General features: G+C 44.0%; 9 protein-coding genes. 7 read left to right on the top strand and 2 right to left on the bottom strand.

Annotation, left to right across the window (positions count from 1 at the left end; all coding sequences use genetic code 11):
* Nucleotides 1-44: 44 nt before the first annotated feature.
* The gene (locus OCU50_RS18425) at nt 45-869 is read right to left on the bottom strand and encodes a helix-turn-helix domain-containing protein (RefSeq protein ID WP_060469153.1); all 825 of its coding nucleotides are present in this window, start codon (nt 867-869) and stop codon (nt 45-47) included.
* 481 nt (nt 870-1,350) lie between these two features.
* On the opposite strand from OCU50_RS18425, the gene OCU50_RS18420 reads away from it, so the two are divergent.
* Nucleotides 1,351-2,454, top strand: a complete 1,104-nt coding sequence (locus tag OCU50_RS18420) for a PEGA domain-containing protein (RefSeq protein WP_060469152.1) — start codon at nt 1,351-1,353, stop codon at nt 2,452-2,454.
* Nucleotides 2,455-2,646: 192 nt separating this feature from the next.
* Nucleotides 2,647-4,476: an SUMF1/EgtB/PvdO family nonheme iron enzyme gene (locus OCU50_RS18415; RefSeq protein WP_060469151.1), complete on the top strand. Its 1,830-nt coding sequence runs from the start codon at nt 2,647-2,649 to the stop codon at nt 4,474-4,476.
* 122 nt (nt 4,477-4,598) lie between these two features.
* On the opposite strand, the gene pdxH is transcribed toward OCU50_RS18415, so the two are convergent.
* Nucleotides 4,599-5,234, bottom strand: a complete 636-nt coding sequence (pdxH, locus tag OCU50_RS18410) for a pyridoxamine 5'-phosphate oxidase (RefSeq protein ID WP_017057710.1) — start codon at nt 5,232-5,234, stop codon at nt 4,599-4,601.
* A 166-nt stretch (nt 5,235-5,400) separates the two neighbouring features.
* On the opposite strand from pdxH, the gene OCU50_RS18405 reads away from it, so the two are divergent.
* The 5 genes from OCU50_RS18405 (at nt 5,401) to OCU50_RS18385 (ending at nt 12,824) form a co-directional block, all read left to right on the top strand.
* Nucleotides 5,401-7,344, top strand: coding sequence for a sensor histidine kinase (locus OCU50_RS18405; RefSeq protein WP_060469150.1), 1,944 nt, complete (start codon nt 5,401-5,403; stop codon nt 7,342-7,344).
* A 37-nt stretch (nt 7,345-7,381) separates the two neighbouring features.
* Nucleotides 7,382-8,677: a sigma-54-dependent transcriptional regulator gene (locus OCU50_RS18400; protein ID WP_060469149.1), complete on the top strand. Its 1,296-nt coding sequence runs from the start codon at nt 7,382-7,384 to the stop codon at nt 8,675-8,677.
* A gap of 111 nt (nt 8,678-8,788) precedes the next feature.
* Nucleotides 8,789-10,180 carry an HlyD family type I secretion periplasmic adaptor subunit gene (locus OCU50_RS18395; RefSeq protein WP_060469148.1) on the top strand — a complete coding sequence of 464 codons (1,392 nt, stop codon included), beginning with the start codon at nt 8,789-8,791 and terminating at the stop codon, nt 10,178-10,180.
* 59 nt (nt 10,181-10,239) lie between these two features.
* Entirely contained in the window at nt 10,240-10,908 is a 669-nt protein-coding gene (locus OCU50_RS18390; protein ID WP_060469147.1) for a transglutaminase-like cysteine peptidase, read from the top strand.
* 5 nt (nt 10,909-10,913) lie between these two features.
* The gene (locus OCU50_RS18385) at nt 10,914-12,824 is read left to right on the top strand and encodes a bifunctional diguanylate cyclase/phosphodiesterase (RefSeq protein ID WP_060469146.1); all 1,911 of its coding nucleotides are present in this window, start codon (nt 10,914-10,916) and stop codon (nt 12,822-12,824) included.
* The last annotated feature ends 11 nt before the right edge of the window (nt 12,825-12,835 follow it).

The raw sequence follows: 12,835 nt of genomic DNA, 5'->3' as shown, positions 1-12,835 counted from the left end.
AACGTCACATATGAAACTTTAATATAACCTGGCGTTTCGTTCCATTATTTAACAGAAATTTGCTTTTTGTATTGAGATGGTGACATGCCTTGAAGGCGCGAAAAGGTGTGAGTAAAAGAGGATTGACCGGAGAAACCAGCAAGTTCTGCTACCTGACCAAGGCTAAGATTACCTTGTTCGATTAAGCGGCGGGCGCGATCGATACGCTTACCCAAAACATACTGATGTGGAGTAATGCCCATTTGAGCTTTAAATAGCATATGGAACTGACTTTCACCTAAGAATACACTACCCGCAAGTTGCGCGACCGAGATCTTGTTCACTAGGTGCTGCTCGATGTAACGATCCAATGCATCAAGATCAAAACGCGAGTCTTTTATTGAAGTTTCAAATGCTGAAATATGTCTTTGCATCAGCGCTATCACCGTATCATTACACGCACGACTCAACAGGAGATCATCAGGGCTGGCCTGCATCTCTTGCACTAGCATATGAATAAGCTTTTGAATTTGCGCGTCTAATTGGAAGTAGACATTCGATGATGCTAACTGGTTTATCTTCTCTAGCATCAAAGGGTCATCATCGGTTGGCATAGGCATATTAAGCACGAGAATATCCGATTGACCGACCACTCCCCCGAAAGCATGATCAGAGCTAGCCGTTACCACACAACCTTGCCCAGGCCCGACAAGATTACCTTTCCCGTTGATCTCAAACTCAGCCCGTCCTTTTAAACCAATGACTACCTGCGAATAATGGTGATCGTGGCAATCCATGTGAGATGGCAAAGTAATGATCTCAGCCGGACGAGGCGCAGTAAGGCCTATCGGAGACAAATCTAGGTTTGGCAAAGGTAAAGATTTTGGCATGGCATCAAAATACTGAAGTCGACATATTAATAATACTACTCTGAAATCTACTTAAGATGAATTTGTAAATGATCATGAGAGTCATTTCTTCACACTTTACGAAAAGATCACGACCGTGATCGTTGTGATCATGCCTCCGGAAAGATGATCATGAGTGTATAAACTACGGCCATTGTAGAACCAATCGTTCCGGTAAGTTTAGGGGCTTAAAAGCACTCACACAGAGCGTCAAAGTGATTCATAGATGAGAACGTAACATCAGCACAATCACGCCAAAATTTTCTTATATAGCTCAAATAATTAACCTTTAACCCGTAAAAAGTGTATCCGAAGTACCGAAACTTGGCTTTTGAGTAGATTGGATGGCAATAAAACGGTATAAAGACGGGTACTGTGTTAATTGATAATAACTAGTGACTCACAACTAGAAAGTTGACACTTTATTAACGAGCCAATTTCAATCTATAAGTTGCAGGGACCTATGACTAACTTTCGAATTTCAGCGCTTTTACTTGCGCTATCCCCTCTTTGGGTATCTGCATCGTTATCCGCTGAAGAACTGAATCAAGTCGATCCCGTTTCAGCTATCGATGCAAAGCTAACAGAGAAAAACTCAGATATTGAGCGTATTTCAGCAACCAAAGTATCGGCGACTGAAAACTTAAAACAACTACAGAACCAAAACAGCAAGTTGTTACGCGAAGGTGAAGAACTAAAGGCAAAACGCAACAGAGCTAAGTCTGTGCTAGACAAACAGTACAGTCGCTTGCTTGAAGATCCAGATACTGATTTGGTTTCTTTTCAGAAAAGCTACCAAGATGCTTGGGCAGCCGTGAAAGAAAACCAATCGTCTCAGCTAGATAACCAACAAGCGATGAACGAGAGCGAGATTCACCTTTCTCAAATCAAGCAAAAACAAGCTCGTCTAAATAATGAGCTGGCTAACTTGAGAGAATCAAAAGTTGCAGCTCGAGTTAAACGTATCGCCACAGAGCTTCGTGAAAGTGCTGTTCTTGAAACCAGCTACACCACCACATGTTCATCAACAATGACACTGGGTGAGTGTACTGCTCAAGGCAAGCACTTAACAAACCAAAAAGCAGTACAGACGTTTAAGTCTCAATTACTTGATCAGCTCACAGAAAGTGCACTCGCGAAACAAAATTTACAAGGTGTTCAGCTGAATATCCATGTTCAAGATAGCCAAGCAATTAAGAGTGGCTTCTCTGGTAACAATTCATACTTCATGCAGATGCAAGCTCAACTTCAAGCTAAACCTGAAGCGGTTGCAGCGTGTAACTTATTGAATGTCTCAACACGCTACTGTTTAACAGGCAGTGACGCAGCTGTGGTTAAAAAAAGTGACAAACAGTGGGCTAATGTGACGGTGCGCTCTGATCAATACAATGACTCAGTCACCATCAACGGCATTAAGTACGGCAGCACACCTATTGAGGTTGCTCTACCAAGCGGTCGTCACCAAGTAACTATTTCAAAAGAAGGTTATGAGTCTTACAACCGCACTGTAACCATCAGCGGCAGCGATACTATTTGGGTTAAACTCCTTCCTAGCAAGGAAAGTTAAATTCCCTCTCTATAATGAGAGAGAGCTCAGTCGATATAAAAAGCTAAGCTCGATATAAATAGCCGTGCCTATTTCACAAAGCTGAATGATGACTCGCCATTTTGTTGATAGTTATAGAAAGTAGCTACAGACGAAATGGCGTGTTAGTTTAGATTATTCGATTAACCTAACTTACGATTGAAGTAGCCCAACATGCGCCAAGGTTTCCCCACTCTACTATTTGTTGCACTTGCTCCCTGCTTAATGACGCCTGCTGTTTTTGCTGAGACGCCACCAGCGATCGCAGCGTCTGTCACCGATATTGAAAGCTTACTTTTCGAAAAACATGCCGATTTAACGTCTGTTGAAAAGAAAATGTCAGAGAAACAAAACCTAGTCGACAATCAGGCACAGCAAACCGCGCGTCTCGCTAAGTTATCAGCTCAAGCAGAGCAAGCACTCGCAAAGGCAAAAACTGACCTAGAGCAAGATTACTCGCGCATGATTGATGAACCAGATTTCGATATTTCGCCAGCTCAAAACCGATTCCAAGATGCTTGGAAGGCCGTAAAAGAGAGCAAGCTTGCGATTTCAGACGCAGAACAGAAACAGCAAGGCTTAGCTATGGAGTTAGAAGCTATTCAAGCAGAGAAAACAGCTGTAGAGACTTCAATCGCAAATCTAGGTCAAGACAAGTTAAGAGCAAGAGCTGAGCGACTAAGAAACGAGATAACTCAAGCCGAAGAACAAACGGTCAGCTTTACTAACCGTTGTAGCAATGACATGACATTGGCGCAATGTTCAGAGCAAACCGTGACCTTAGCGCTTCAAAAAGCGGTGAAACAATTTCAGAAAAGCCTTGTGGACAACGCGACTGAATCAAAAGCGGTGAGAGAACATCTCGCATCTGCTTCACTAAACATTCACGTTCTGCAGCACAAAGTAAAATCCTCTGGCTTCTCTGAAAATAATCGTTACCGAGCGGTTATTGCTGCAAACCTAGAAACGCGTCCAGACAAAAATACACCTTGCCGTCTACTTGATATTCAATCGTCCAACTGTTTCACGCAAAGCGAGCAACAAACCAACGATCAACAAAAAGAAGTCGCTTGGGTCAACTTAGTGGTTCGCTCAAATAAGTACAACGACAAAGTTTCTATCAACGGCGTGAACTATGGCAGTACTCCGGTTGAAGTGATGTTACCAACGGGCCCACACATAGTCACGATAGTGAAAGAAGGCTACCTTCCTTTCAATCAAGAATTGAAGATAACCCGCGATCACAACCTAAGAGCGGTATTACAAGCCAAACAGAACTCATTGAACGTTGGCACTAAGTTTGCCGACCCAATGGGGAGCAACCTTCAGAGCCCAGAAATGATTGTTGTCGGCTCTGGTCGTTACCTGTTGGGCGAACACAACGCCAAGCAAGTCACAATCAAACAACCATTTGCATTAGCAGCAACGCCAACCCGTGTTCAAGATTTTAAAGCGTTCGTTGAAAGTACTGGCTACCAGACAGACGCAGAGCTGATGAATACTTGTGATCAGTTCGTCAATGCCGAGATCACGACGGTTTCTGACAACGACTGGCAGAGCCCTGGCTTTAAGCAAGCGAATAACTCTCCTGTCGTTTGTGTGAGCCAAAACGATGCCAAGGCTTACACGCGTTGGTTATCTGACAACACAGGTTTCACCTACCGCTTACCAACGCCACAAGAATGGGAAGCCGCTGCAAGAGCAGGTCAAAATACCAACTTCTGGTGGGGCAATGAATTTCGTTCAGGTAAAGCCAATACCGGCTGGGCTGGTACTCCTTGGTCAAACGTCAGTACGTCCCCGGTTAAGTCATTCTTACCAACACCAACGGGCTTCTACGACATGGTGGGGAACGTATGGGAATGGACAGCCACTCAGAAAGGCTTAGCGAAAGGTGGCGCATGGAGCTTCTCGCCAGACGAAGCAAAAGTGTTTAACGAACTGTATGTACCACCGTCAACGGCCGCGAACTACTTAGGATTCAGAGTATTACGAGAGCTGTAAGCTCTCAGGGTTTACTTTAAATAGCCAAGTAGTGTCTCTATATCGAAAAAATACCGTTGATGTGAGTAAACACAAAATCAACGGTATTTTTATTTCGATGAAGCAAACTAAGGTTAATGAGACTAAGGCGCTAGGCGATCAATGTCCCAGCGGTTGTCTTGACGTGAGAACAAGAAGCGGTCATGCAGACGGTGTTCGCCACCCTGCCAAAACTCGATGCTATTAACGCGCACTCGAAATCCCCCCCAGAAAGAAGGGACTGGGATCTCTCCTTTCGCAAACTTCTGTTTTAGCTCTAGATACTTACCCTCTAGAATCCCACGAGCAGAAATACGACTACTTTGTTTACTGGCAATAGCGGCTAACTGGCTCTCTTTCGGACGAGACGAGAAGTACTTCATGTTTTCCATCGCAGTCAACTTTTCCGCCGTGCCGGTAATGTGAACCTGTCGTTCTAACGGGTGCCAAGGGAAATGCAGGCTGATCTTGCTGTTGTGCTCAAGTTGGTGCGCCTTACGACTACCTAAGTTGGTATAAAAAACGAAGCCATCTTTATCCACATTCTTCAGCAAAACAATTCGTTGGAATGGCTGACCATTTTCATCAACCGTAGCAACTGTCATGGCAGTAGGGTCAGTCAACTTAGCTTCAATGGCTTGCTCTAGCCATAGATTGAACTGCTCAATCGGGTCTGCGGCCAAGTCTTTACGTCTCAACCCACCCTTAGCGTATTCGCGACGAATGTCTGTCAGTTCCATTTGATTGCTCCTTTTAATTTTTTGTGATTTTGCGCCGTAATGCTTTGAAACACAAGTCTCAGCCTTGGTTTTGTCTCAAAGAAGGTTCGCTGTGTTAACGAGATCTCGGTACTCTAGACACCATATTGATAATCTTTATATAAACCGATTATAAGCTGAGATCCTAGTGACTAAGATACTGCCTAACCTGATGACCCCTTTTGTTTTACTCTCATTGTTATTGGGAACAGCAGGACTCACCGCCACTCACTTTTTAGCAGTGAAATTTCAAGAAAAAGCCGTTACACAACAACTTAACGAAGCTGCCAATAAAGCCAATCTGCAAATCGATTCTGAGTTGGATAAGTTCAAACAAATCCCAGATTTACTCAGTCACGATCCACGCCTACTTTCTTATTTTGACCAGTCATCACAGTCAGATAGGATGACCACAACACAACTCAATAAGCTGTTGTTTGAGTGGTCGAATCAAAGCCAGGCCGATACCATCTATATCCATAATCCAAGCGGCACAGTGGTCGCTTCAAGTAATTATCAAAAAGCGCAAACTTTTGTCGGTGAGAACTTCTCGTTTCGCCCCTACTTTGCCTCTGCGATTAAAGGCAACAATACGCAATATGTCGCGCTAGGTGCTCGCTCGAACGTACGAGGTTATTTTCTATCTTCACCGCTGTATATCGCGAAGGAAGTTGTGGGGGTTATTACCGTAAAGGTGAGTTTAGAGAATCTCGAAAACATCCTAACCAGCGACGACTTTGAGATCATAGTACTCGACTCGAACCAAGTGGTTTTTCTTTCGAGCCAGATTCACTGGCTTTATCACTCATTACTGCCATTAAGTCAGCAGCAGCAACAAGATATCGTCCTTCAACGCCAATACGGTCAAAGCCAAATTTCGACTATCGAAGCCTTTCGCTCTTCAAGCGTTGCGAAAGAAGTTAACGAAGCAAATCAGAGCAATGGTATTCCAGCAAACCAAGTGCAAAAACACCTCACAGCGAATCAATTATTTAAGCTTGGTAATTTCAACCTTTACCCCACAGAAATTAGCCACAACCAATACCAAGTAATTGCTTTAAAAGAGACCAATGCTGAAATCCTTAAAGTTCTACAGATCGACATAATCTTTGTCGTCATTTACAGCTTGGTGGTGCTCATTGCTTGGTCGTGGCGTCAGACCTATGTAGCGAAAGTGGCGTTAACTCGACTCAACCAAAACTTAGAGCAAGCCGTTGATAAACGCACCCAATATTTAAAACAATCTAACCAGCAGCTTCAGCAAACCATCTTTCAATATCAAGAGTCTCAGCTAAAGCTTAAACAGACAGAGCAAGAACTGACACACACCGCCAAACTAGCCGTGCTTGGGGAGCTGTCAGCCAGCATTAATCACGAAATCAACCAACCACTTGCTGCCCTGAGAACCTACAGCGAGAACAGCGTAAAGCTGCTTGAAATGGGACGTTCCGACTTAGTCAAAAGCAACCTAGATAAAATGATCGCTTTGAATGCATCTATTACAAAGATCATCACCCGCCTTAAAGTTTTCACCCGTAAGGTCACCAAACAGCAGCACCATAAGGCAAATCTTCATCAAGCGATAAACAACGCCACCACTATTCTCAGTACATTGATGATCAAGCACGGCATTACCCTTAGATTAAGTACAGTACCAAATGACATTAATATTGCCATTCACCCTACAGAGCTTGAACAAGTGTTGGTTAACCTCATTCACAACGCCATTCAAGCACTTCAACAGCAATGCCTTGAACAGGAAACCTTGAAAGAACAGCAAGCCCTGGGCCACCAAACAGCGTTAAATTTGCATCAGCTGGCTAGCCCGCAAATTGGCGTTGAATGGCAACTGCAAAACGGTACATGCCGGCTGATCATTTGGGATAACGGAATTGGCATTACTGATGATAAACTTGAGCAACTCTTTGATCCATTTTTCACCACCAAACCAGAAGGCTTAGGGCTGGGACTCTCAATATCGAAACGGATTATTGAAGCGTATCACGGCACGATTAGAGCAACACAGCGAGCGCCCTCAGGCATGCTATTCTCGCTAGATATTCCACTTTATAAAAAGAGGGCTAACGCCTAATTTTGACCGACAGTTAAGGACTCGGCTCTTGCACTCTATGACCAAACTCTATTTTGTAGACGATGAACCCGCCATCCGAGACTCGGTAGAACAAGCCATGCTCATTGAAGGCATCGACATTGTCTGCTTCCCAAATGCCATTGAGGCGCTAAATAAAATTGATGTGACACAGGCAGGCATAGTGATCACTGATATTCACATGCCAGTGATGAATGGTATTCAATTTACTCAAAAGTTGTTAAACCAAAACCCCAACTTTCAGATCATCGTACTCACAGGACACGGCGATGTACAAACTGCGGTGTCTGCAATGAAATCCGGCGCTTATGATTTTTTCGAGAAACCGTTTGTTGTCGATGCTCTACTTACCGCAGTAAAAAAAGCCGCCGACAAACTCGCCTTGGTTGAAGAGAATAATCTATTAAGAAAAGAGTTAGCAATGCAGAATCAGGTGGGGCCGAAACTCATTGGCCAATCCCCTTCTATGCAGAAATTACGCCGTGAGTTAATCACTCTAGATTGCAAACAAAACCCGTTGTTGCTGTTTGTCGGTGACGTCGGAACGGGCAAAAGAATTACTGCGCAGTACACACATGACTTACACAGCCATCAAACGGCCGAGCTTTGTCCTATCGCCGCGTTCAATTTACCACACAGTGATGAAGCGTCATTTCATCAGTTTGTTTTGCAGCTATTTCTCAAACATCAGGGCGGAACACTCTATATCCATGAGACAGAGGTATTAACTCAGGAGCAATGGTTATGGTTAGCAAACCTAAAACCCACTCTACTTCGTGAAAACTCATGCAAGACCAATGCAACCTGTATCATTATAGCAAGCACAATAGTTCCAACTACAATTATAAATGCACTGCGCCGCTTTGATTTACTACCCTTGGCACAAAGGCCAGAAGATATTGGCTCTTTGTTCAAACATTTTGCTCGTGGTGCAGCAAGCCGCTATCAGCTGCCGCCGCCAGTTATCACAGAAAAAGAGATCCAACGGCTAATAGCCACTCATTGGAGCGAAAACATTCGACAGCTTCGTCAACATGCTGAACTCAGGGTGTTAACTCAAGTAAAGCAGCCAGCGCTCGGCAATGATGAAAACGAGCAAAGTGATGCGCACCAATTTGATACGAGCATTGAGGAGCAACAACTATCATTAAACCAACGTACCGATAGCTTTGAGCAAATTATCTTGGTTGAGGCATTACATCGACATCAAGGGCGGTTAAAAGAGGTACAACAAGAACTACAAGTGTCGCGAAAAACACTTTATGACAAGCTAAGAAAGCATCAGCTCGATAAAACGGATTTCAAAAACCGATAAGAATTGAAAGATATATAAATTCAAATATTTAAAGGTGCAAAATCTTAACATTTATCAAAAGTAAGAATACACTCAATGAGCTTGTACTTTATTTAGTAACCAAGGACTGTCATGAGCCAGAAGAATTACAGCAAACTGAACGACACCGAACTTGAGTATGCCGATGATAAAACAGCGGCACTGCTACTCAATACGCCCACCAGTGCGCGTATCATGCTGTGGATGATCGTGTTGTTTTTTATTGCTGCTATTGCTTGGGCCTCTTGGGCTGAAGTCGATAAAGTCACCGTTGGTCAAGGCAAAGTTATTCCTTCGTCCCAAATCCAAGTTGTCCAAAACCTTGAGGGTGGCCTAGTAAAAGAGATATTAGTTAGAGAAGGTCAACGCGTTAAAAAAGGTCAACAGCTTCTCTTGATCGATGACACTCGATTCCGTTCTGACTTTCGTGAACGCGAACAACAAGTCGCCAACTTAACAGCCAACGTGCTGATGCTTTCTGCTTCATTTAGCAGTGTGATCATCAACGAAGAATTCTCCGTCGAAAACTGGGAGCAAAGTGTCTCACTCGACTACGGTAAATTAGCCTTCCCTCCAAAGTTCTACGAGCTTCATCCAAAACTGGTTAACCGCCAAAAAGCAGAATATCGCCAAGACCTGAATAATCTAAAAAATCAACTTTCCGTTTTTGATCAACAGGTTGAGCAGAAGCAACAAGATCTTATTGAAATAAAAGCTCGCGTCGATAACTTAAGACAGAGTTACCGATTCGCCCGCCAAGAATTAGAAATAACAAAGCCGCTTGCCGACGAAGGGGTAGTACCAAGAATTGAACTGCTCAAGCTTCAAAGGCAAGTAAACGATACTCGTCGAGAAATGACCTCTAGTGAACTCAAAATTCCTCTACTGCGCTCCGCAATCAAAGAGGCCATGCTAAGTCGTATTGATGCAGCGCTGAGCTTCCGCTCAGAACAACAAGAAAAACTGAACCAAGCACAAGACAAACTCTCAGCAATGACCGAATCTTCGGTTGGCCTGGAAGACAGAGTCAATCGTACCGTGGTGGTATCCCCCGTCACAGGCACAGTAAAAACATTGGGCATTAATACCGTTGGTGGAGTCATTCAGCCTGGTATGGACATTGTTGAGATTGTACCAACTGAAGACTCGCTACTAGTTGAAGCAAAAATCGCTCCGCAAGACATCGCTTTTCTTCGCCCAGAGTTGACCGCTATTGTTAAATTTAGTGCTTATGACTTTACTAAATATGGTGGATTAGAAGGCGTGTTAGAACACATCAGTGCCGATACTACGCAAGATGAAGAAGGCAACAGTTTCTACATCGTGCGTGTACGTACTGAAAAATACAGTTTCGGGCACAATGAAGAGCTGCCTATCATTCCGGGAATGACGGCCTCTGTCGATATCATCACAGGTAAAAGAACCGTGCTTGAATACATGTTGAAACCGATATTAAGCGCTCAAAACAACGCATTAAAAGAGTAAGGACGTTTGATGTTTAATAACGCCTTGCAGCATACAACGAATAGACAAGAGCAAAGACTATGAAGTCTCGAGCCTCGTTATTGTTGCTAGTACTCACCTCTTTTACCTCTGTGGCGCTCAATAAGAGTGATCAACGATGGATAGATGCCGTCTCTGAAACCTACGGAGAGAGAGCAGGAAAACGAGTGGCAACGTGGCGTTCAAATATTGCGTCATACGAAGGGTTGAGGGAGACAGAGAAACTCGAATCCATTAATCGGTTCTTCAACCAAATGTACTTTGTCGATGACAGAGTACTGTGGGGTAAAAACGACTACTGGGCGACACCACTGGAGTTTTTAGGCAGTAATGCCGGTGATTGCGAAGACTTCACAATAGCAAAGTACTTTTCTTTGCTTGAACTGGGTGTCCCAGATAAGAAACTACGATTGGTGTATGTAAAAGCACTTGAGTTAAACCAGTTCCATATGGTGCTGGCGTACTACTCTACACCCAGTGCGGAGCCACTCATTCTGGACAACTTAAACCCTGAAATAAAACGCGGCTCTAAGCGACAAGATCTACGACCGATTTACAGCTTCAATGGTAGGAACCTTTGGTTAATCAAGTCGGCAGCAGGCAGCGGTAAGTTAGCAGGTAAATCTTCAAGGTTGAGCTTATGGAACGACTTACGTTCTCGTGAACGCTCTCTAAAATTAAATAAACCCATTATAAATTACGATGAGTAAGTACAATGACTTTATATAAACAGCTTGTGGTCGGGATGGTTGCGGTGTTCATACTGCTGATGACATCAGTTTTTATGATCGAATTCAATACTACCCGTGGATACTTAGAGGAGCAGCAACGCTCTGAGGTAAGTAATACCATTAATACTGTTGGGCTGGCCCTTGCCCCTTACCTAGAAGAAAAGGACAAGGTGGCCGTAGAGTCTGTCATCAACGCCCTGTTTGATGGCAGTTCTTATTCAGTCGTTCGATTGATTTTCCTAGACAGTGGTGATGACATTCTCCGCTCATATCCTGTTACACCTACAGGCGTACCGCAATGGTTTACTAATCTGAACCTGTTTGAACCTATTCATGATCGCCGTGTGATAACCAGTGGTTGGATGCAGCTGGCGGAGGTCGAGATTGTCAGCCACCCAGGTCCCGCCTATGATCAACTTTGGCAAGCTTTCACCCGCTTATTGACCACCTTTGGCGCGATCTTCCTGCTGGGTTTAGTTTCTATCTCTTGGATCCTTAAACGAGCATTACGTCCGCTCTCTATGATCATTGCTAAAATGGATCAGATTGCGAAAAATCAGTTTGGCGAACCACTGGCCCGTCCTAAGACAAAAGATCTAACCCTAGTTGTCGATGGTATCAACCACATGTCGACTCAAGTTGAACTGGCCTTTAAAAATCAGGCGAAAGAAGCACAGAAGCTGCGTGAAAGAGCGTATATCGACCCTGTATCTCAATTAGGTAACCGTGCTTACTACATGTCCCAACTAACTCAGTGGTTAGAAGAATCCAGTTTGGGCGGTTTAGCAGTACTAAAGGCCGAGTTTATTAGCGAAGAGTACGATGAAAAAGGCTACCAAGAAGGTGATGCCTTGGTTCACCAATTGGCCGAACAGTTGCAAGCTTCAATTTCATCACCAGATATCACCATTGCTCGTATTTCTAGCGACGAGTTCGGCTTCATTATGCCAAACATCGATGAGAGCGAACTTAAACTCGTCGCGAGTAGCATTGTAAACTGCATTCAAGGCCTTGGCTCAGATCCAACAGGTACGGCTAATCCACACCTTGCATTGGGCGTCACCTACAGCAACACCCGTAAAACCAGTACTGAAATCATGTCGTTAGTCGATAACGCGCTCTCAAGTTCCAAGGCTAACCGTGAACTTGCTTATGGTTATGTCACAGCAGACGACCATGGCGCCGTGATGGGTAAACAACAATGGCGTATGCTAGTTGAAGAGGCGATCATCAACGACCTAATTACTTTCCGTCTCCAAGCGGCAAACAATGCCTTTGGTAAAACGTATCACCAAGAGGTGTTTTCTGCGATTGAGAAAGAGGGGGTTCGTTATGGTGCCAACCAATATCTATACGCACTAGAACAACTTGAAATGAGCCACATTCTCGACCAATACGTTATCGAGAAAATGATTGAAAAGCTCAATGCAAACGAGGTGACGAGCCCGATTGCTATCAACATTTCACCAAGCAGTATCTCTCAGCCAAGCTTCATCCGTTGGATCGGTAAAATGCTTGAACAAAATGCTTCAATCGCTCACCTGCTGCATTTTGAGATTCCAGAAAACTGCTTCATTAATGTTCCGCACTACACAGCGCTGCTGTGTAACACCATTCGCAACACTGAAGCCATGTTTGGTGTCGATAACTACGGACGTAACTTCCAATCGCTGGATTACATCAACGAGTACCGTCCAAGTTATGTGAAGCTAGATTACCTGTTCACGCATAACCTTGATGATGAAAAACAGAAGTTTACCTTAACATCAATATCTAGAACCGCTCACAACTTAGGCATAACCACCATTGCGTCTCGAATAGAAACTCAGACTCAGCTAGATATCCTGTCTGATAACTACGTAGAAGTGTTCCAAGGCTTCATTGTTGATAAATAGTTGTAAGGGTT

The organism is Vibrio toranzoniae (genome assembly GCF_024347655.1).
Taxonomy (GTDB): Bacteria; Pseudomonadota; Gammaproteobacteria; order Enterobacterales; family Vibrionaceae; genus Vibrio; species Vibrio toranzoniae.
This window is presented reverse-complemented; position numbering and strand designations above follow the sequence as displayed.